The sequence below is a fragment of the Kineococcus gynurae genome, from assembly GCF_042433995.1.
Taxonomy (GTDB): Bacteria; Actinomycetota; Actinomycetes; order Actinomycetales; family Kineococcaceae; genus Kineococcus; species Kineococcus gynurae.
In genome coordinates, this window is the sequence record NZ_JBHLUI010000003.1 from 241312 (window position 1) to 261514 (window position 20203).

Sequence of the window (20203 nt, forward strand, 5' to 3'; positions counted from 1 at the left end):
CGGCTTGAAGGCCTGGCGATGCAGCTCACGGCCCTCTGCGTGAGTTCTGCCGTTTCGAAACGCACTTTCGGGGACGACGACGGACGTCGTCCCCGGGCGGTCTGCTCGAGGAGGAGCGCATGAGAGTCAACCGGTACGGGCGTCGTCGTGGAGGTCTCGCCGCCCTGGCGGCCGCCACCCTGGTGCTGGGCCTGTCCGCCTGCGGGGGCGGGAACGGCGGGTCGGGCCAGACGGCCGACATCAGTGGTCCCGAGGGCACCGACGACGGCACCGAACTGACCCTGTGGACCCGGGCACCGCTGGAGCTGCAGGCCAAGGCGCTCGTGGAGGCCTACAACGCCTCCCACGAGAACCAGGTGACGCTCACGGTCGTCCCCAACGACGACTACGTGACCAAGGTGGGCGCGGCCGCCGGCAGCGGGGGGTTGCCCGACCTGTTCGCCGCCGACATCGTCTACACGCCGAACTGGACGTCGCAGGGGTTGTTCAAGGACATCACCACCAACATCGACGACCTCCCCTCGGCGGACACCATCAACAAGGGCCATCTCGAGGCGGGGACCTACGAGGACAAGGAGTACGTCCTCCCCTTCGTCCTGGACCTCTCCGTGATGATGTGGAACAAGGACCTCTACCGCGAGGCGGGGCTCGACCCGGAGAAGGGCCCGACCACCCTGGCCGAGTTCGAGAGCCAGGCCCGTGCGGTGCAGGGACTCGGGAAACCCGACACCTACGGCACCTACTTCGGCGGGAACTGCGGTGGCTGCAACGTCTTCACCTGGTTCCCGATGATCTGGGCCGACGGTGAGGAGGTCATGAACGAGGACGGGACCGAGTCGCTCCTGGACGGCGAGACCGCCCAGGAGGTCTACTCCACCTGGCACGACCTGCAGGCCGCCGGGGCCATCGCCCCGGGATCGCGCGACGAGACCGGCGCGACCTGGACGGGTGCCTTCCAGGAGGGGAAGGTCGGCGTCATGCCCTACCCGGCGACCCTGCTCTCCACGGTCTCCAAGACCGTCGACGTCGGGGTGGCGCCCATCCCGGGGGTCGACGGCGGGGGTTCCACGTTCATCGGCGGGGACGGGATCGGCATCTCGAAGGACTCGTCGAAGTCGGACCAGGCCTGGAACTTCCTCTCCTGGCTGATGTCCGACGCCGCGCAGGTCGACGTCCTGGCCGCCAACGGGACGACCCCCTCGCGCACCGACCTGGCCGAGAACTCCTTCACGGAGGACGACCCCCGGCAGCAGGTCATCAACGAGGTCGCCGGCGCCGCCGACAGTCGCACGCCGTTCTCGCGGAACTTCCAGACGGCGTTCAACGCGACGGGGAGTCCCTGGGTCACGTTGATCCGCGACCAGGTCTACAACGAGAACCCGGGCGACCTCGAGGCGCAGAACGACGCCATCACCGCGGCCCTCGCCGACTGAACCGGCGAGAACTCCGCGGGACGGTCGGGGGCGCGGCGACGGGCGCGTCGTCCCCCCGACCGGCCGCCCCGGCAGCGGGGCCACCCCTCCGCCCGAACGAGCGAAGAGAGTCGATCTCGTGGCCGTCACCACCACCCCCTCCACCCCACCGGCACCGGTGGCCCGGACCGCGCGGTCCCGGTCCCGGGCGAGGGCCGGTGCGGGCTGGCTCTACGCCGCACCCACCGCCGTGTTCGTCGTCGTCTTCTTCCTGGTCCCCACCCTGCTCGTCCTGCAGATGTCCGTCTCGGACTGGGGCCTCTTCAACGGCAACCAGGGGTTGAACCTGCCGGACAACTTCACCGCGGCGGTGTCGCAGACGTTGTTCTGGCCGGCCGTCCGGTTCACCCTGCTGTACACGGTGATCACCACGGTGATCCTGCTGGCGCTGGCCCTCGGGCTGGCCCTGCTGGTGCAGGAGTCCGGCCGCTGGAACTCGGTGCTGCGCACGGCTTTCCTGCTCCCCAGCGCGCTCGGGCTGGCCTCCGCCTCCCTGCTGTTCTACGCGCTCTACTCCCCGCAGGCGTCTCCCGTCCCGGGCCTGCTGGCCCTCGTGGGCATCGACGTGGGTCCGATCTCCTTCCTGGGGACCCCGGGCGCCGCCCTCGCCTCCACCGTCGTGCTCGTCGTCTGGCGGTTCGCGGGTTTCTACATGCTCCTGCTCCTGGTCGGCCTGCAGGGGATCCCGGGCGAGGTCTACGAGGCCGCCCGGATGGACGGGGCCAGACCGCTGCAGATCTTCCGGCTGATCACCGTCCCGCTGCTGCGTTCCTCGTTGGCCCTGTGCACGATCCTGTGCGTGACGGGGTCCCTGCTGGCCTTCGACCAGTTCTACATCCTCACCAAGGGCGGACCCGACAACAGCACCGTGACGATCGTCCAGCTGGTCTACAACGCGGCCTTCCAGGGGCAGAACGACCTCGGACGCGCCGCGGCCCTGTCGATCATCGTCCTGGGCGCCCTCGTGGTCCTCAACGTCCTGCAGTTCCGCGGTCTCCGCGGGAAGGAGAACTGACATGGCGCAGAACGCCACGATGGAGCTCGTCGAGCGGAGCACCCCTCCGGCCCCGCGGTCGGGGCGTCGACCCTCCGCCTCCATGCCCCGGCACGTCCTGACCGGCGCCCTCGCGCTGCTGTTCGTGGCCCCCCTGCTGTGGGCGGGCGGTGCCTCGGTGAGTCCGCAGGGCGGCACGGCCCAGGCCGTCGGCTGGGGGTTCGGGAACTACGAGACCCTGGCCGGGTACCAGGCCGGTCTGCTGCGGTACCTGTGGAACTCCACGTACCTCTCGCTGCTCACCGTGGTCTTCACCCTGGTCGTCTCGACGCTGGGCGGTTACGCGTTCGCGGTCTACCGGTTCCCGGGCAAGAACGTGCTGTTCCTCTCGGTGCTGGCCATCCTCATGGTCCCCTACGCGACACTCCTCATCCCGCTCTACGTCCTCCTCAACCAGCTCGGGCTCCAGAACAGCCTGGTCGGGGTGGCCCTCGTCATGACGATGTTCCAGCTGCCGTTCGCCACGTTCATGATGCGCATCGCCTTCGAGGCCGTACCCCGCGAACTCCTCGAGTCGGCCCTGGTCGACGGGTGCAACTCGGTGACCGCCCTGCTCCGCGTCCTGCTGCCCGCGGTGCGACCCGGGCTCGTGACGGTGGGGTTGTTCGCCTTCCTCGCCGCCTGGAACGACTTCATCACCCCGCTGGTCCTCATCAGCGACACCACCAAGCAGACGCTGCCGCTGGCCGTGGCGAACCTCCGCAGCCAGGTCATGGGCGTCGTCGACTACGGCGCGACCGAGGCCGGGGTGGTCGTGCTCGCCCTCCCGTGCGTGCTGCTGTTCCTGCTCCTGCAACGCCACTACGTCGCCGGCTTCATGTCCGGTGCCCTCAAGGGGTGAGGGCCGTGACCGCCGACCAGCTGACCGAACCGAAGGAACCTTCCGTGACCACCTTGACCGACCCCTCCGTCGTCACCGTGACGTCCCGCCCGCTGGCCCCCGGGTCCGCCGTCCTGCACGACGCGTTCTGGGCCCCGCGGATCGAGACCGTCCGCCGCCGCACCCTTCCCGCGCAACGGGACCAGTTCGACCGGGTCGGGCACCTGCGGGCGCTGGCCGGCACGCCGGCCCCGGGGGACGCCGCTCCGCACGTGTTCTGGGACAGCGACGTCGCGAAGTGGATCGAGGCGGCCAGCTACAGCCTCGCCGCGCACCCCGACCCGGAGCTGGAGGCCCGGGTCGACGAGGTCGTGGCCGTCCTGGCCGCGGCCCAACGACCCGACGGGTACCTGAACACCTACTACACGACCGTCGACCCGGCCGGGCGCTTCACCGACCTGCGCGACGCCCACGAGCTCTACTGCGCCGGGCACCTCATCGAGGCCGGGGTCGCCCACCACGCCGCGACCGGCAGGACCACCCTGCTCGACGTGGTCCGCCGCTACGCCGACCTGGTGGAGCGGACGTTCGGGACGGGGCCGGGGCAGCTCCGGGGGTACGACGGTCACGAGGAGATCGAGCTCGCGCTGGTGAAACTGGCCCGGGCCACGGGGGAGGAACGCTACCTGCGCCTCGCCGCGTACTTCGTCGACGAACGGGGTCGTGAGCCGTACTTCTTCGACGAGGAGGCCCGGCGGCGGGGGACCCCGGGCTGGTTCGCAGAGCACTTCGCCGGGGTGGAGCACCCCGGGCGGACCCGGGAGTACCTGCAGGCCCACGTCCCGGTCCGGGACCAGCACGAGGCGGTCGGGCACGCGGTCCGGGCCATGTACCTCTACTCCGCGATGACCGACCTGGCCGCCGGCACCGGGGACGCCTCCCTGCTGCGGGCCTGCCGCCGCCTCTGGGACCACCTGGCGACGACGCGCACCTACGTCACCGGGGGGATCGGGAGCTCGGCGGCGAACGAGGGTTTCACCCGCGACTTCGACCTCCCGTCGGAGACGGCCTACGCCGAGACGTGCGCGGCGATCGGTCTGGTGATGTGGGCGCAGCGCATGCTCACCGTCGACCGCGACCGTCGCTACGGCGACGCGCTGGAACGCACGCTCTACAACGCGGTCCTCTCCGGCCTGTCGGCCGACGGCGAGGAGTTCTTCTACGACAACCCCCTGGCGAGCCGGGGCGGGATCGGCCGGCACCGGTGGTTCGAGGTGGCCTGCTGCCCGCCGAACATCGCGCGGCTGCTGACCTCCCTGCCCTCCTACGCCTTCGCGCACGGCGAGGACGAACTGGTGGTGCACCTGCCCCTGGGGGCCGAGGTGACGATCCCGGTCACCGGGGGCACCGCGACCGTGCGGGTGGAGACCGACGGTCCCTGGGGTGGACGGACGTCGCTGCGCGTGCTCGACACCCCGGGGGGGCGCCTCACCCTGTCGCTGCGGGTCCCGGGCTGGGCCCGGGGGCTGCGCATGCGGGTGGCCGGGCACGACACCGACCCGGGGCGGCTCCTGGGGGACGACGGGTACGTGTCGGTGACCCGGGACTGGGCCGTGGGGGACGAACTCGTCCTCGAGCACGAACCGGAGGTCCGGCGCGTCTGGGCCGACCCCCGGGTCACCACCGAGGCCCAGCACGTGGCGCTCACCTGCGGGCCGTTCGTCTACGCCGCCGAGGAGGTCGACAACGGACCCTCGCTGGTGGACCTGCGGATCCCCCGCCGGGCCGCCGTGGAACGGGTCGACGTCCCGGGGCTCCCCGAGGTCACGGGCCTGCGCCTGGGCGGGGAGCGGGTCGAGCACCCCGGTGACGGTCTCTACCGCACCGAACCGCCGCGGCGGGTGCCGGCCGAGGTGGTGCTGGTCCCCTACTACGCCTGGGCGAACCGGGGAGCGGGGGAGATGCGGGTCTGGCTCGGGGACGCGGAGGAGGCGTTCCCCGGGTGATCGGGGGGCGGGCGGGTCCGCGCGGTGACAGGCTCGCCGGGTCGACCCCCGTGATCGGGGCCCGCCGGAGAGGACCCCGTTCGTTGAGCACCTGGACCGAGCACGTCATGTGGTGGCACGTCTACCCCCTGGGGTTCACGGGTGCTCCCGTCCGGCCCGCGTCCCCGGCCACCGACGTGGTCCACCGCCTCGACCGGATCGAGGGGTGGCTGGACCACGTCGTGCGGCTGGGGCTGAACGGGATCCTGCTCGGTCCGGTGTTCGCCTCCTCCACCCACGGCTACGACACCGTGGACCACTTCCGCATCGACCCGCGGCTCGGCGACGAGGCGGACTTCGACCGCCTCGTCGCCGCCTGCCGGGAACGGGGGCTGCGGATCGTCCTCGACGGGGTCTTCAACCACGTGGGTCGCGAGCACCCCGCCTTCCGCCAGGTGCGCGACCTCGGCCCCACCGCCGGCACCGCCGGGCTGTTCCGCCTCGACCGGGAGGGATGGGGCCCCGGGGACGAACCCCGGGTCGCGGTCTTCGAGGGCCACGACGCCCTCGTCGCGCTGGACCACGACGCCGAGGAGGTCGCCGAACTCGTCACCGCCGTGATGCTGCACTGGCTCGACCGCGGGGTGGACGGCTGGCGCCTGGACGCGGCCTACGCCGTGCCCCCCGAGTTCTGGGCGCGGGTCCTGCCCGCGGTGCGCCGCCGCCACCCCGAGGCGTGGTTCACCGGCGAGGTCATCCACGGTGACGCGGTCGACCTGGTCCGGCGCTCCACCCTGGACTCGCTGACCCAGTACGAGCTCTGGCAGGGGATCTGGCACGCTGTCGCCGACCGGAACCTCTTCGAGCTGCAGCACGCCCTGGGCCGCCACCGCGACCTGCTCGCCACCTTCGTCCCCACCACCTTCGTCGGGAACCACGACGTCACCCGCATCGCCTCCGCCGTCGGGACGGAGTTCGTCCCGCACGCCCTCGCCGTCCTCCTCACCGTGGCCGGGGTTCCCTGCGTCTACGCCGGTGACGAGTTCGCGATGACGGCCCGCAAGGAAGAACGCCTCGGCGGGGACGACGCCGTCCGCCCGGAGTTCGCGCCGCACCCGCCCGCCGACGACGATCTCGACCCCGCCGCCCGCGAGGTGCTGCACGCCCACCGCGCGTTGATCGCCCTGCGCCGCCGCCACCCCTGGCTGCACCGGGCCCGCTCCGACGTCCTGCACGTCACGAACACCGCCCTCGTGCTCCGGACCGCCACCGGTTCCGGCGCGGTGGTCACGGCCCTGAACCTCGCCGACGGACCGGTGGACCTGCCGGCCGCCGACGGTGCCGAGATCGCCTGCGGCGCCGGGCAGGTCATCGCCGGATCGCTGACGCTCGGGCCGCGCGGGTGGGCGGTCCTGACCTCAGCGGGTTCCTGAGGACCGACCGGGATCACAGACCGGTCATCGCCTGCATCTCCGCGCTGTACCGCTCCCCGGCGATGCCGAGCCGCTCGGCCGCGGCGTCGAGACTTTCCCGGTCCCCGGCCGGGAGGTCCAGCTCGGCGGCGGCCAGGTTCTCGGCGAGCCGGGTCAGCCGGCGGGTCCCCGGGATCGGGACGAGTCCCGGCCGCCGGCCCAGCAACCACGCGAGCGCGACCTGGGCCGGCGTGGCATCGACTCCCGTCGCGACCTCGGCCAGCAGGTCCACCAGCGCCTGGTTCGCCACCCGGTTCTCCTCGGTGAACCGGGGGATCCGCCGCCGGATGTCGCCCTCGGTGAACTCCGTGGCCGCGTCGACGGTCCCGGTCAGGAACCCCTTGCCGAGCGGGCTGAACGGCACCAGCCCGATCCCGAGCTCGTCCAGGGTGGGGAGGATCTCCGTCTCGATCTGCCGGGTCCACAACGAGTACTCGCTCTGCAGGGCCGTCACCGGGTGCACGGCGTGGGCCCGGCGGATGGTCGCCGCCCCCGCCTCGGACAACCCGAAGTGGGCGACCTTGCCCGCGGCCACGAGTTCCGCGACCGTCCCCGCGACCTCCTCGATCGGGACGTCGGGGTCGACCCGGTGCTGGTAGAAGAGGTCGATCCGGTCGGTCTGCAACCGTCGCAGCGAGGCGTCGGCCACGCGCCGGATCTGCTCCGGGCGGCTGTCCGTCCCGACCATCTTCCCGTCGCGGATGTCCCAGCCGAACTTCGTCGCGAGGACCACGCGGTCCCGCAGCGGCTCCAGGGCCTCCCCGACGAGTTCCTCGTTCACGTAGGGGCCGTACACCTCCGCGGTGTCGAACAGGGTGACCCCCTGCTCGACCGCGCCGCGCAGGAACGCGATCATCGCGTCCCGGTCCCCGGGGTTCGGGCCGAAACTCTGACTCATCCCCATGCAGCCCAGCCCGAGGGCCGAGACCGTCAGGCCTCCGTCGTGGGTACCGAGCGTTCTGCTGCGCACGTCGTCTCCTCCTCCGTCGGCGCCCCGGTGGCGCTCGCCCCAGCTTCGCCCGGGACGTCACGGGCGCGGGAGTCACGGCCCCGAGGTGTACGGCCCTGAGGTGCACCACCAGGGCACCCCGACCCTCCCCGCCGTGCGGCCGCGGATTCCTAGACTCGCGGACGTGGACAACCGCGACGAGGTCAGGACGTTCCTCACCACCCGCCGGGCCAAGCTCTCGGCCGCCGACGCGGGACCGGCGGGGTTCACGACGGGCCCGCGACGGGTCCCGGGGTTGCGGCGCGGTGAGGTCGCCCAGCTGGCCGGCGTCAGCGTGGAGTACTACGCGCGGTTGGAGCGCGGGAACCTCGCCGGGGTGTCCGAGAGCGTCCTGCACGCCCTCGCCCGCGCCCTGCGGCTGGACGACGCGGAACGGGCGCACCTGTTCGACCTCGCCCGCGCCGCCGGTCCCGGCCCCCGGCGGACCCGCCGCCCGGCCCCGGCCGGGGTGCGCCCTCCCGTGCAACGCCTGGTCGACGGTCTGGCCGACCTGCCCGCCTACGTCCGCAACGCCCGCCTGGACCTGCTGGCGGTCAACCGCCTGGCCCGCGCCCTCTACGCCCCCGTCTTCGAGCCGGGGTTCGACCCCGGCAGCGGGCAGACCCCCAACACGGCCCGGTTCACCTTCCTCGACCCGCGCGCCCGCACGTTCTGGCCCGCGTGGGAGCGGATGGCCGACGAGACCGTGGCCGTCCTGCGGGGGGAGGCCGGCCGCGACCCCTACGACCGGGGGCTGAGCGACCTGGTGGGTGAGCTCTCCACGCGCAGCGAGGAGTTCCGGACCCGCTGGGCCGCCCACGACGTGCGGCAGCACTCCACCGGCACGAAGGACTACCACCACCCGGTCGTGGGCGACCTGCGCCTGGACTACGAGTCGTTCGTCCCCACCGCCGACCCTGCGCTGACCCTGATCGTGCTGTCCGCCGCCGCGGGTACGCCGTCGGCCGACGGACTGCGGCTGCTGGCCTCCTGGGCCGTGGCCGAGCACCCCTCCTGACCGCGCTGTGGCGGAACTGTGTCCGTGACGGGCGGTTCCGGGGCGGCTCGGCGCTTCGCGACCCGCGGGGGTGATCTTTGCGCCACAGTGTCGGCATGGAGGTCGGGGCCGAACCGGTGAACGCGCGGGGCGGTGACGCGACGACGAGCGCCCCGAGCGGGCACAGTGTGGCGGTGACGGATCACCCGCCGGCCGACGAGCGCCTCCCCGGCCTCGGTTCAGCCGTCGGAGACCCGGCGCAGCGAGGCGAACACGTCACCGGTGACGGGACCGCGCCGTCCGCGCTCGACGAACCACTCCCGGCCGAGGACCACGTCGGCCAGCGGTCGGGGCAGCGCGCCCAGCAGGCCCACCCCGCGCAGGGCGCGGCGGGCCGAGCGGGTCTCGGTCTGACTCGTGTGGGCCCGCAGGGCCGCGCGCTTCGCCCCCAGGTGCTCCCGCACGTCGACCCGGTGGGTGATGTCCGCCCGGTCGCTGAAGCCGGCGCCCAGCCCGTGGGCGGTCGCGTCGCTGACGAAACCGGGCACGAGCCGGGCCAGCCGGACGCCGCGCCGGATCAGGGTCCGGTCCACGGTCGCCTCCAGCAGGACCCGGGTCCCGGCGAGCACCGCGGCCCGCTGCGCGACGCGGTGGACGTGGACGTGGTCGACGTGCCCGTACCCCCCGGCGGGGTCGTAGCCGGTGAGCACGTCGGCACCCTCCTCGCGCAGCACCGCCGCCAGCTCGTGCGCGACCTGCTCGACCGGGAGCCGGCTGAACACCTCCCCGGCACCCGTCCCGGTCGCACCCCCCGCACCCGGACCGGCGAAGCCGCTGTCCAGGTGACCCAGCCGGACCACGCGGTGCACCCCGAGGGCGGCCGCGGAGTCCATGAGCTCCTCGACCCGGCGGCGGCCGAGCCCGGCGCCCGGTTCGTCGGCGGCCAGACCCGCGTCCCCGTCGGTCGCGGTCACCAGGACGACGCGGTGACCCTCCGCGGCGGCCCGGGCCAGCGTCCCGCCGGTGAGCAGGGCCTCGTCGTCGGGGTGGGCGTGGAAGGCGACCAGGACGAAGCGGTCGTCGGCGGTGGGCACGTCGGCAATCTGCCACGTCGCCCCCTCCTCCTCCCGCGCCGGTTCGTCCTCGGGCTCGCGTCCTTCGCGCTCGCCGGGGTCTGCCTGTGGCAGCTGCCGCGGCTGGTGGGCACCACCTGGGAGGCCGTGCTCGGTCTGGTCGACGCCGTCCCGGGCGGGCACCTGCTGGCCCTGGCCGCGCTCTGGGGGATCGGCCTGTGGTCCTACAGCTGGACGCTCACCGGCGCCCTGCCCGGTCTGTCCCAGCGTCGGGCCCTGCTGCTCAACCTCACCGGGAGCGCCGTCTCCAACGTCCTGCCCGCGGGCGGGGCGTTCGGGGTCTGGCTCAACACCTCGATGCTGCGCCGCTGGGGTTTCGGGTTCCGACGCATCGCCGACTTCACCATCACCAGCAACGTGTTCGACGTCATCGGCAAGCTCGGGGTCTGCGGCGCGGCGCTGGCCGCCACCGCCCTGCTGGGACGGTTGCCCGCGCACGTGCTCGCCCCCACCGCGGGCGTCGTCGCGCTGGTCGCGGTGGCCGCGACCCTGGCCGCGGTCGCGTTCTCCCGCAGCGGGTCGGCGGTCCTGGCCCGTCGGGTCGCCGCGGTCGGCCGCCGCCGCGTCGGGCTGCGCCGCATCGTGCGCTGCCGCCGGGAGGCCCTGGCCCTGCGGGGTCAGGTCCGGCGCACGATCCGGGGTCGGTGGCGCCCGCTGACCGCCGGGGTGGTCAGCTACGTCCTGCTGCAGGGGGTCCTATTCGGCGCCTGCCTGCACCTCACCGCGGCCGTCCCGACGCTGTCGGTGCTGGTGGTGGCGTTCGTGGTGGACCGCCTGGTCAGCTCGGTGCCGCTCACCCCGGCCGGGGCGGGCTTCGCCGAGGCGGGCGCGGCCGGGGTCCTGCTGGCCGGCGGGGCCGCGCCGGGGGCGGCGGTGGCCGGGGTCCTGCTCTACCGCGCCTTCGTCGTCCTGCTGGAGGTCCCGGTCGGCGGGGCGGCGCTCGCCGGGTGGTGGGCGCTGCGGCGCCGCCGCCGCGGACGGCTCGGCGCGGAGGCGGGTGCGGCGTGAGGATCGTCCTGGTCTCCGACAGCTACCTGCCGGTCCTCGGGGGCATCGAACTGCACGTGCGCGACCTGGCCGAACGGCTCACCGGCCTCGGTCACACGGTCGACGTCGTCACCCGCACCCCCGCCGAGGGGGACCGGACCCCGGTCGACCTGCGCGAGGTCGTCCCCGGGGCGGGCCGCGTCGTCCGGCTCGGCGGGTCCGCCTTCCTGGGATCCCGGCTGGCCCGCGTCCTCGCCGGGGCCGACGTCGTGCACGCGCACTCCTCGGTCGTCTCGCCGCTGGCCTGGCGGGCCGCGGCGTCGGCCCGGGCCGAGGGCATCCCCGCGCTGGTCACGGTGCACTCGATGCTGCCGCACGGGGCGACGCTGCCGATGGCGGTGGCCCTGCGCGCGGCCACCGCGGCCGGGTTGCGCTGGACGGCCGTCAGCACGGTCGTCGCCGACCCGCTGTCACGCACCCTCGGGGTTCCGGTCCCCTTGCTGCACAACGGGATCGACCCGGCGCCCTGGCGGGGCGAGCTCGGCGGACGGAGCCGGCGGGAGGCGGCGGGTTCGACCTTCACCGTGGTCAGCGCCCTGCGCTTCGCGGCCCGCAAGCGGCCGGTGGCCCTGGTGCGGATGCTGGCCGACCTGCACCGGCAGCTGCCGCCCGACGTCGACCTGCGGGCCGTCCTGGTGGGGGCGGGGCCGCTGCTGGAGGCGACCCGACGCCGGCTGAGCGCGGCGGGACTGGCCGGGCGCGTCGAGCTCGTCGGCCGGGTCGACCGTGACCGGGTCCGGACGTTGCTGACCCAGGCCGACGTCTACCTCGCCCCGGCCCGCCTGGAGTCCTTCGGTCTGGCCGCCCTGGAGGCCCGGTGCGCGGGGCTGCCCGTGGTCGCCATGGCCTCCAGCGGGGTGACCGAGTTCGTCCGGCACGACGTGGAGGGCCTGCTCGCCCGCGACGACGAGCACGCCGTGCAGCTGCTGCGCGAGCTGGCCGTGGACCCCGCCCGGCGCGACCGGATCCACCGCCACAACCTCGCCACCGAAACTGACGCGACCTGGTCGCGGACGCTCGCGGCGACCCTGCAGCGCTACGCGGAGGCGGGTGCGGGGACGGAGGGCACCACCCGGACGGCCGTCGTTCGCCCGTTCGTCTCGCAGGGGTCCACCCCGCCTGCTTAGGGTGATCGTCCGCTCGTCGACGGAGGTTGCCGTGGAAGAAGTCCCGACCCTGCTGGTCGCGCTGGACGTCGACGGGACCGTGCTGGACCACGACGGCCGGTTGTCCGACCGGGTCCGCGACGCCGTGCGTCGCACGGCCAAGGACGGGGCCGCCGTCGTCATCGCCACCGGGCGCTCGCTGCCGGGGACCCTGCCGGTCGTGCAGCGGTTGGGGTTGCAGCGGGGTTTCGTCGTCTGCGCGAACGGGGCGCTCACCGTCGAGCTCGACCTCGGTGCGCCGGACGGTCACCGCATCGTCGAGCACCACACGTTCGACCCGTCGGTGACGGTCCGGCTGCTGCGCGAGACCTTGCCGACCGGTCTGTTCGCCGTCGAGGTGCCCGGGCGGGGGGTGCTGGCCAGCGGTCCGTTCCCCGACGGGGAGCTGGCCGGCGAGGTCGAGATCGTCCCGTTCGAGGAGTTGTTCGCCCAGGAGGTCATGCGGGTCGTGGTCCGCAGCCCCGAGCACACCTCCGAGGAGTTCCTGCGGCTGGTGGACACGGTCGGGCTGAAGGGCCTCACCTACGCGGTCGGCTGGAGCGCGTGGCTGGACCTGATGCCCGAGGGCATCACCAAGGCCAGCGCCCTCGAGGACGTCCGCCTGCGTCTGGGGGTCCCGCGCTCGGGCACGGTGGCGGTCGGCGACGGCCGCAACGACCTGGAGATGCTGGCCTGGGCCGCCCGGGGCGTCGCGATGGGCAACGCCTCGGCCGACGTCCGGGCCGCGGCCGACGAGGTCTGCGCCCCCGTGGGCGAGGACGGGGTGGCCGACGTGCTGGACTCCCTCGGCGCGGCGGGGGCCGCCCCCGCGTGAGGCAGGATGAAGGGGTGAGCACCCCCGCCGGCCCGCTGCTGGACTCCCACGACGGACCGGTCGCCGGTCGCCCGGTCGCGCACGAGGCCGGGTTCGCCCCCGGGTGGCGGCTCGTGGCCACCGACCTCGACGGGACGATCCTGCCCCGCGACCGGCCGGTGTCGGCCCGCACGCTGGCCGCGTTCCGGGCCTGCGCCGAGGCGGGTGTGGCGGTCATCCCCGTGACGGGTCGCCCGCCGCGCTGGGTGACCCCGCTGGCCGAGGAGGCCGGGTTGAGCGGACAGGTCGTCTGCGCCAACGGAGCCGTCGTCTACGACCTGGACACCCGCGCCGTCGTGCGTCAGCACACCATCCCCGAGGACGTGGTGCGCGAGGTGACCCGGCGGCTGCGCCCCCTGCTGCCGGGCATCGGGTTCGGTCTGGAGGCGGTCGTCGGGTTCCGGCGCGAGCCGCAGTACGAGACCCGGTTCGACACCGGGCTGGAGCAGCGGGTGGCGGACATGGAGGAGCTGCTCGCCGAGGACCTCCCGGTGGTGAAGATCCTGGCCAAGGCCCCGCCGGTGCCGAGCGACGAGATGGTGGCCATCGCCTCCGCCGAGCTGGGGGACCTGGTCACGATCACCCACTCCAACGCCGCCGACAGCCTCGTCGAGATCATGGCCCGCGGGGTCACCAAGGCGTCCACGCTCGCCGAGGTCGCGGCCGAGCGCGGGCTGGGGGCCGAGCACGTGGTGGCCTTCGGGGACATGCCGAACGACCTGGAGATGCTGCGTTGGGCGGGGCTGTCCTACGGCATGGCCGACGGGCACGCGGACGCGCGCGCGGCGGCGGCCGGGGTGGCCCCGGCGTGCGACCAGGACGGGGTCGCCCAGGTGCTGGAGCGGCTGCTCAGCTTGCGCGGGCGGTGATCCGGCCGATCACGTCGATCCGGACCGGGACCCCGTCCACGGTGTCGGGCAGGTCGGGGGTGTCGTCGGCGTCGACGACGTTGACCTTCACCGCGTAACTGCTCTGCCAACGGGTGATCCCCAGCCCGTTGACCCGTGCGTCTCCCGCCAGCATGCGGGCGACGTGCGCCTTGGCGGCGCGTGCGTCCTCCCGGCTGGACGTCCCCGGTTCAGCGCTCACCCCACGAGTGTCGCACCGAGAGCGCTGAGCACAAGGCCGATCGGGTTGCAGAACGTCAGCCCGGTGCCGTTGTCCCCGCCGCGCTCGCTGCCCGCGAAGAGCAGCCCGACGGCCTGACCCGAGCCGGGCAGGTAGACCAGCGACCCCGAGTCCCCACCGGCCGAGAACGCCCGGTCGTGCCCGGTGACCTCGAACTGCCCGTCGAAGGACACCACCCCGACCGGGTACTCCACGGCCACGTCGTCGAGCTCGATCGCGGAGATCCGACCCGTCGTCCACCCGGTGGTGCGCCCGACCTTCTCGACGTCGACCTCGTCCTCGGGGTCGGTGAAGCCGGTGATGCGGCCGACGGGGTAGGTCGGGTCGAACTCCTCGCCGTCGGCGAGCAGCGCGATCGCCGCGTCGACCGTGTTGCCGTCGCCCGCGGCGAGGGGGATGGCGCGCGCCAACCGGGCCACCCGGTCGGCGGCCTGGCCACCGTCGGCCGGCCCCGGCTGCAGGATCGGGTCGTCGACGCTCGCGCGGTCGGAGTCGGCGATGACGTGGTTGTTGGACAGGATGTAGACGCCGTCGGAGCCCTCGACCCGCACGAACGCGCCCAGCGTCCCCGCGGTGACGTCCTCCTGGGCGATCGAGAGGCCCGGGTGCAGGGGGCGGGTGCGCTGCTGCAGCGTGGTCGCGGCCCAGCGGGTGTCGGTCCCCGTGCCCCCACCCGGCCCACCGGTCGGAGTGGACCCGGTGGGGAAGGACAGGGCTCGGATCCGGCCGACGTCGCGCACGTCCAGCTCGGCCCCCGCGGCGGTGCTGGTGAGGGCCCGGGCGCGTTCGGCCAGGACGTCACCGCGGGCCCCGGAGTACCGCACGGCCAGGCCGTAGCGCGGGCCTTCCGACCCGCGGCCCAGCACGCTGATCCCGACGCTGGCGACGCCGCCGGGCACCGAGCCGTAGGACCCGGCGGGCGCACCGGCGCCGCCCCGGAGTCCCTGCGACCGGATCTCGTCGAGGGCTCCGGCCCGCAGCTGGGCCTTGAGTTCACGGGCCGAATCGATGTGCACGGCGATCTCCTTGGTGGCTCAGCGGCGAGGGCGGTGCCCCGTCCGGCGGTGGGAGCTCACACTCTGGCACCGACCTCCGACACGGGGTACCGGAGACCGGCCCGCACCGGTTCAGGCGGGCGGCGGGACGAGCCCGGCCAGCTCCTCGGCCTTGCGCACCGCCCGCTCGACGGCCGCGACGCGGGCCGGGTCGACCGGTGTGGGGGCGCCGGGGTCGACCTCGACGCGGATCATCGCCGCCGCCTCGGCCGCCTGCGCGCACGCGGTCGCGGTCCGGGTCAGGCGGCGGTGGGTGTCGCGGGCCCGGCCCTCGGGTCCGTTCGGGATCCGCATGTCCGCGGAGGGCGTCTCCGCCTGGGCCGCGCGGCCGGTGGCGGTGGCGGCTCGGGCCACGAGGTCCACGCGGGGCAGGAACGCCTCCAGCGCCACCTTCGACGGGCCGGGCGGGCACCCGTCGACGACCTGCTCGTAGCGGCGGACGGCGCGGTCGACCCCGTGCACGGCGCGCTGCCAGACCCCCTCGCCGAGGGGGTCCGGCTCCCGCCGCCAGAACGCCCAGCGCGGGCTCAGAGGTACTGGCCCGTCCCCGGCGGGGTCACCCGGGGCATCCCGTCGCGCCCGTCCCCACGGGCCGGCGGGTGCGGGGCGCCCGCGGGCAGCGCCCGGCGCATCTCCTGCAGCTGCGCCTGGGCGGCCATCTGCTGCGCGACCAGGGCGGTCTGGATGCCGTGGAAGAGGCCTTCGAGCCAGCCGACCAGCTGGGCCTGGGCGATGCGCAGCTCGCTCTCCGAAGGGGTCTGGCCGGCGGCGAACGGCGACGCGATGCGGTGCAACTCGTCGACGAGGTCGGGGGCGAGACCGTCCTTGAGCTCGTCGATCGAGCGGGAGTGGATGTCGGCCAACCGGGCCCGCCCGGCCTCGTCCAGCGGCGCGGACCGCACCTCCTCCAGGAGCTGCTTGATCATGCTCCCGATGCGCATCACCTTGGCCGGCTGGCTGACCAGGTCGGCCGGGCCGGGCTCACCGTCCTCGGGGGGTTCGGCGATGCCCATGCCCTGCGGCGTCACCACGACGACGCGCGGGTCGCCGCCGTCGGCGCTCTCCCGGGGCGCGTCCGGCGGGGTGGGGTCCTCGGGGTCTGCCTGCATCGGGTCCTGGGACATGCCCCCCATCTTGCTCAGTCCCGACGCGCCTCGCGCGGGAGGGCCCGGGCCACCAGGAGAACCGTCGCGGCCGCGACCAGCCCCCCGGAGGCGGCCGAGAGGTCGAGGGCCGAGACGGGCAGGGTGCCCGTGGGCAGCGCGTAGACGAGCAGCAGCGCCCCGGCCGCGAGGGCCGGGACGAGGACCGCGGCCTGCAGCACCGCCCCGGGCGGGGCCGCGACCCGACGGGTACGGCCCGACCCGACGGGCAGGACCGCGGTCACCGTGGCCACGAAGGAGGCCAGCAGCGCCGAGGCCAGGACGTCGGACAACCGGTGCCACCCGTGCTCGACGACCATCGCCCCCATCGACCCGGCCGCGACCGCCGCGACGACGGCCGCCGGGGCCCGCCACCGGCCCGGGGCGAGCAGGACCAGCCCGAGGCCGATCCCCAGCGCGGCCGACGTGTGCCCGCTCGGCAGGCTGTTGGTGGCCGCCGCCCCCGCGGTCCCGGCCAGGTCCGGACGTTCCAGCAGCACGTGCTTGAGCAGCTCGGCCAGCCCCATCGTCCCGAGGGCGGTGGCCAGGGCGGCGAGGGTCAGCCGCAGCCGGCGGCGCAGCAGGCCGACGACGGCCAGCACCCCCAGACCGATCACGAAGTGCCAGGGCTGCAACCCCTCGACGAGCGTGGTCGCGAAGGAGAGCCACTGCGGGGAGTCCCCGCCCTCGGCGGCCCGGCGGTAGGCCTCGCCGTGCAGGACGTCCTCGGCCAGCTGCCCGGGGCGGGTCAGCACGCAGACCACGAACAGCACGGCGAACGCGAGGGCCTGCACGACCGCGGCCAGCAGGTACCCCGCGGTCCGCGGGCGGGCGGCCCGGTACCCGCCGGGCGCGGTCGAGGAGGCGGTCATGGTGCTCACCCTTCCACTGTGGGGCATCGGTGACCCGGTGGCGACGCGCTCCGGCGGACCTCCCGCGGACCTCCCGCGAAGGTCCTGCGCACGTCCCGGGGGACGCCCGGCACCGGCTCCCCGGCGGCGCGCCGGACGACGTCGACGCACCCTGATCCACCCGGCGGGCCCCGACAGTGCTGTGATGAGGACCATGGGGATCGCGCAGCGGGTCAGGGCCGCCGTCCGCAGCGGTCGTGACCGGGTCGAGGTGGCGCCGGCCCCCGTGGTCGACGACCTCCCGCCGAGCCTGACCATCGGCATCCTGACGTTCTCCCTCTCCCAGCTCGGGGACCTGCACACGATCGCCAGCGTGACCGCCGCCGCCGCCCGGGCCGGGTGCTCCACGGCCCTCTACGGCCTGCGCGCGGCGACCACGGACGACATCGACCAGGGCATCTCCCGGCTCATCGCCCGCAAGGTCGACGCCCTGGTGGTGGTCGAGGCCGAGGTGCTGGAGACCCCCGAGTTCTCCGTCCCCTCGAGCGTGCCGCTGGTCGTCACCGACTGCGTCGCCTCGCAGGGCTACCCCGCGGTCAGCATGGACCAGGTCGACGGGGCCTGGCAGGCCACCGACCACCTCCTCGACCTCGGGCACCGCACCGTCCACCACCTCGCCGGCCCGGCGGGCAGCCGCGTGGCCTGGGACCGCACGCGGGCCTGGCGGGCGAGCCTGCGGCACCGGGGCCGCAGCGTCCCGCAGGAGTTCCTCGGCGACTGGACCCCGTTGTCCGGGTACCGCGCCGGACAGGCGATCATGGAGCGGCCCCGCGGGGACGTGACGGCGGTGTTCTGCGCCAACGACCAGATGGCCCTGGGCCTGATGCGCGCCTTCCACGAGGGTGGGGTCCGGGTCCCCGACGACATCTCGGTGGTCGGCTTCGACGACGTCGGCGAGGCGGAGTTCTTCTGGCCGCCGCTCACCACCGTCCGGCAGGACTTCGACCAGGTCGGCGTGCTCTGCGTCGGGCTGCTGACCGAGGAGCTGCGCCGCCGGGCGCTCCCGCCGGAGGAGGCCGCGCAGCTCGCCCCCGTCGAGACCGCCCCGCACCTCGTCCCGGTCGAGCTGGTGGTGCGGGCCTCGACCGGCCCGCCGCGGCGCTGAGCACCACCACCGACATCCCCGACGACATCCCTCCGACGACCCCCAGGAGCAGCACCGTGCCCCAGCACCCGTCCGGGCGAGACTTCCGCATCGGCACCGAGGACTTCCTCCTCGACGGGCGTCCGCACCGGATCCTCTCCGGCACGCTGCACTACTTCCGCATCCATCCGGGACGCTGGCGCGACCGGATCCGGGCGGCCCGCCACCTCGGGCTGAACACCGTCGAGACCTACGTGCCGTGGAACCGGCACTCGCCGCGGCGCGGGGAGTTCGTCGTCGACGAGGGTCTCGACCTCGGCGCCTTCCTCGACGTCGTCGCCGAGGAGGGGATGCACGCGATCGTCCGGCCCGGGGCCTACATCTGCGCGGAGTGGGACAACGGCGGTCTGCCGGTCTGGCTGACCCGTTCCGGCGCCCGGCTGCGGATCGACGACCCGGGGTACCTCGAACCCGTGCAGGAGTATCTGGAACGCGTCTACGAGATCGTGGTGCCGCGCCAGATCGACCGCGGGGGACCCGTCCTGCTGGTGCAGATCGAGAACGAGTACGGGGCCTACGAGACCGGCACCGGTCCCGAGGACGCCGCCGCCCGACGGCGCTACCTGCACCGCCTCGTCGACATCACCCGGGGTGCCGGCATCACCGTCCCCCTCACCACGGTGGACCAGCCGACCGACGAGATGCTGACCGCGGGAACGTTGCCGGACCTGCACACGACCGGTTCCTTCGGCGGTCGGGCCGCGGACCGGCTGCAGACCCTGCGCCGCCACCAGCCCGACGGCCCGCTGATGTGCTCGGAGTTCTGGGTCGGCTGGTTCGACCACTGGGGTGCGCACCACCACACGACGACCCCGGCCGAGTCCGCCCACGAGCTCGACGTCCTGCTGGACCACGGGGCCTCGGTGAACATCTACATGCTGCACGGCGGGACGAACTTCGGGTTCAGCTCGGGGGCCAACGACAAGGGTGTCTACCAGCCGACCATCACCAGCTACGACTACGACGCCCCGCTCGACGAGGCCGGGGCCCCGACGGCGAAGTTCCACGCGCTGCGCGAGGTGATCGGACGCTACGTCGACCTCCCCGCGGGGGAACTGCCCGGCAGCGTCCCCGGCCCCGTGCTCACGGCCCCGGTCACCGCGGCGACCCCGTTCCTGGAACTGCTGGACTCCCCCGGGGTGGAGGGCCTGCACCCCCTCGACGACCTGGAGCGCGCCGACGGGTCACCGGTGGCGCTCGCGGTCTTCCGCACGCTGTCCCCGGGTTCGGCGACACCCACCCTGTTCTCGGTCGGGGAGATCCGCGACCGCGCCGTCGTGCTGCTCGACGGGGTCCGGGTCGGGGTGCTGCAGCGCGACCAGCACTCGGTCGCGGTCGTGCTCCCGGCCCACCCGGCCGGGGCGCGTCTGGACGTCGTCGTCGAGGACATGGGCCGGGTCAACTACGGCCCCCGCCTCGGTGAGGCCAAGGGTCTCGTCGGCCCGGTGCGACTCGGCGGGGAGGAACTCCTCGGCTGGCGTTCGGTGGGCATCGACGACGGAACCCTCCCCGGCCGCGAGCTGACCCGCGACGAACCCGTCGAACTCGCCGGTCCGGTCCTCGCCCGCGCGGTCCTCGACGTCGCCGAACCCGTCGACCTGTTCCTGGACACCGCGAACTGGGGCAAGGGCGTCATGTGGATCAACGGGTTCTGCCTGGGCCGGTACTGGCGCCGCGGCCCCCAGCGGACGCTCTACGTTCCCGGCGCGGCCGTGCGGGCCGGGCGCAACGAGGTCGTCGTCCTGGAGTTCGACGGGACCACCGACCCGATGGTCCGAACCCTCCCCGGGTTGGACCTCGGCCACACCGAGTCCTGACCGTCTCACCGACGCTCGA

Annotated in this window: 19 protein-coding genes; 12 read left to right on the plus strand and 7 right to left on the minus strand. The window is 74.2% G+C overall.

Annotated features, from left to right (window positions below; all coding sequences use genetic code 11):
* Nucleotides 1-119 precede the first annotated feature (119 nt).
* The 5 genes from ACFFKU_RS02495 to ACFFKU_RS02515 all read left to right on the plus strand — a co-directional run bounded on the left by ACFFKU_RS02495 (nt 120) and on the right by ACFFKU_RS02515 (nt 6764).
* Entirely contained in the window at nt 120-1433 is a 1314-nt protein-coding gene (locus tag ACFFKU_RS02495; RefSeq protein WP_380135275.1) for an ABC transporter substrate-binding protein, read from the plus strand.
* A gap of 118 nt (nt 1434-1551) precedes the next feature.
* Complete coding sequence (locus ACFFKU_RS02500) at nt 1552-2487, plus strand: carbohydrate ABC transporter permease (protein WP_380135276.1); 936 nt, start codon at nt 1552-1554, stop codon at nt 2485-2487.
* Nucleotides 2488-2569: 82 nt separating this feature from the next.
* Nucleotides 2570-3367 carry a carbohydrate ABC transporter permease gene (locus tag ACFFKU_RS02505; RefSeq protein WP_380136095.1) on the plus strand — a complete coding sequence of 266 codons (798 nt, stop codon included), beginning with the start codon at nt 2570-2572 and terminating at the stop codon, nt 3365-3367.
* Between the two features lie 44 nt (nt 3368-3411).
* Nucleotides 3412-5352, plus strand: coding sequence for a glycoside hydrolase family 127 protein (locus ACFFKU_RS02510; protein WP_380135277.1), 1941 nt, complete (start codon nt 3412-3414; stop codon nt 5350-5352).
* Between the two features lie 83 nt (nt 5353-5435).
* A complete protein-coding gene (locus tag ACFFKU_RS02515) occupies nt 5436-6764 on the plus strand; it encodes an alpha-amylase family glycosyl hydrolase (RefSeq protein WP_380135279.1) in 1329 nt (442 codons plus the stop codon).
* A gap of 13 nt (nt 6765-6777) precedes the next feature.
* Here ACFFKU_RS02515 and ACFFKU_RS02520 read toward each other — a convergent pair whose 3' ends face one another.
* Nucleotides 6778-7773 carry an aldo/keto reductase gene (locus ACFFKU_RS02520; protein ID WP_380135281.1) on the minus strand — a complete coding sequence of 332 codons (996 nt, stop codon included), beginning with the start codon at nt 7771-7773 and terminating at the stop codon, nt 6778-6780.
* Nucleotides 7774-7936: 163 nt separating this feature from the next.
* Here ACFFKU_RS02520 and ACFFKU_RS02525 point away from each other — a divergent pair, with 163 nt between their 5' ends.
* Nucleotides 7937-8809: a helix-turn-helix transcriptional regulator gene (locus ACFFKU_RS02525; protein ID WP_380135283.1), complete on the plus strand. Its 873-nt coding sequence runs from the start codon at nt 7937-7939 to the stop codon at nt 8807-8809.
* A 218-nt stretch (nt 8810-9027) separates the two neighbouring features.
* Here the strand turns inward: ACFFKU_RS02525 and ACFFKU_RS02530 are convergent, their stop codons facing one another.
* Entirely contained in the window at nt 9028-9882 is an 855-nt protein-coding gene (locus tag ACFFKU_RS02530) for a PIG-L deacetylase family protein (protein ID WP_380135285.1), read from the minus strand.
* On the opposite strand from ACFFKU_RS02530, the gene ACFFKU_RS02535 reads away from it, so the two are divergent.
* From ACFFKU_RS02535 to ACFFKU_RS02550, 4 genes are read left to right on the plus strand one after another with little or no spacing between them, the layout of a single operon-like run.
* Entirely contained in the window at nt 9841-10929 is a 1089-nt protein-coding gene (locus ACFFKU_RS02535) for a lysylphosphatidylglycerol synthase domain-containing protein (protein WP_380135286.1), read from the plus strand. The genes ACFFKU_RS02530 and ACFFKU_RS02535 overlap by 42 nt on opposite strands.
* The gene (locus ACFFKU_RS02540; protein ID WP_380135288.1) at nt 10926-12095 is read left to right on the plus strand and encodes a glycosyltransferase family 4 protein; all 1170 of its coding nucleotides are present in this window, start codon (nt 10926-10928) and stop codon (nt 12093-12095) included. The genes ACFFKU_RS02535 and ACFFKU_RS02540 overlap by 4 nt, the downstream gene beginning before the upstream one ends.
* 31 nt (nt 12096-12126) lie before the next feature.
* On the plus strand, nt 12127-12948 hold the full coding sequence (locus ACFFKU_RS02545; RefSeq protein WP_380135291.1) for an HAD family hydrolase: 822 nt from the start codon (nt 12127-12129) through the stop codon (nt 12946-12948).
* A gap of 14 nt (nt 12949-12962) precedes the next feature.
* Nucleotides 12963-13856 carry an HAD family hydrolase gene (locus ACFFKU_RS02550; RefSeq protein ID WP_380135293.1) on the plus strand — a complete coding sequence of 298 codons (894 nt, stop codon included), beginning with the start codon at nt 12963-12965 and terminating at the stop codon, nt 13854-13856.
* On the opposite strand, the gene ACFFKU_RS02555 is transcribed toward ACFFKU_RS02550, so the two are convergent.
* From ACFFKU_RS02555 to ACFFKU_RS02575, 5 genes are all read right to left on the minus strand, one after another.
* Complete coding sequence (locus tag ACFFKU_RS02555; RefSeq protein WP_380135296.1) at nt 13837-14076, minus strand: hypothetical protein; 240 nt, start codon at nt 14074-14076, stop codon at nt 13837-13839. The two genes, ACFFKU_RS02550 and ACFFKU_RS02555, sit on opposite strands and share 20 nt — an antisense overlap.
* Nucleotides 14073-15131, minus strand: a complete 1059-nt coding sequence (locus tag ACFFKU_RS02560) for a chymotrypsin family serine protease (protein ID WP_380135298.1) — start codon at nt 15129-15131, stop codon at nt 14073-14075. Before ACFFKU_RS02560 ends, ACFFKU_RS02555 begins: the two co-directional genes overlap by 4 nt.
* A gap of 111 nt (nt 15132-15242) precedes the next feature.
* The gene (locus ACFFKU_RS02565; RefSeq protein WP_380135301.1) at nt 15243-15632 is read right to left on the minus strand and encodes a hypothetical protein; all 390 of its coding nucleotides are present in this window, start codon (nt 15630-15632) and stop codon (nt 15243-15245) included.
* A 65-nt stretch (nt 15633-15697) separates the two neighbouring features.
* On the minus strand, nt 15698-16294 hold the full coding sequence (locus tag ACFFKU_RS02570; RefSeq protein ID WP_380135303.1) for a bacterial proteasome activator family protein: 597 nt from the start codon (nt 16292-16294) through the stop codon (nt 15698-15700).
* A 14-nt stretch (nt 16295-16308) separates the two neighbouring features.
* Nucleotides 16309-17184, minus strand: a complete 876-nt coding sequence (locus ACFFKU_RS02575) for a phosphatase PAP2 family protein (RefSeq protein ID WP_380136096.1) — start codon at nt 17182-17184, stop codon at nt 16309-16311.
* Nucleotides 17185-17368: 184 nt separating this feature from the next.
* Between ACFFKU_RS02575 and ACFFKU_RS02580 the strand changes: the two genes are divergently transcribed.
* Nucleotides 17369-18328 carry a substrate-binding domain-containing protein gene (locus tag ACFFKU_RS02580; protein WP_380135304.1) on the plus strand — a complete coding sequence of 320 codons (960 nt, stop codon included), beginning with the start codon at nt 17369-17371 and terminating at the stop codon, nt 18326-18328.
* A 56-nt stretch (nt 18329-18384) separates the two neighbouring features.
* A complete protein-coding gene (locus ACFFKU_RS02585) occupies nt 18385-20184 on the plus strand; it encodes a glycoside hydrolase family 35 protein (RefSeq protein WP_380135306.1) in 1800 nt (599 codons plus the stop codon).
* Nucleotides 20185-20203: the final 19 nt, after the last annotated feature.

What these genes read in the sequence shown, in the direction of transcription:
- ACFFKU_RS02495 (WP_380135275.1), top strand. Translation starts at nt 120, where the DNA reads ATGAGAGTCAACCGGTACGGGCGTCGTCGTGGAGGTCTCGCCGCCCTG.
- ACFFKU_RS02505 (WP_380136095.1), top strand. Translation starts at nt 2,570, where the DNA reads ATGCCCCGGCACGTCCTGACCGGCGCCCTCGCGCTGCTGTTCGTGGCC.
- ACFFKU_RS02570 (WP_380135303.1), bottom strand. Translation starts at nt 16,294, where the DNA reads ATGTCCCAGGACCCGATGCAGGCAGACCCCGAGGACCCCACCCCGCCG.
- ACFFKU_RS02575 (WP_380136096.1), bottom strand. Translation starts at nt 17,184, where the DNA reads ATGACCGCCTCCTCGACCGCGCCCGGCGGGTACCGGGCCGCCCGCCCG.
- ACFFKU_RS02580 (WP_380135304.1), top strand. Translation starts at nt 17,369, where the DNA reads ATGAGGACCATGGGGATCGCGCAGCGGGTCAGGGCCGCCGTCCGCAGC.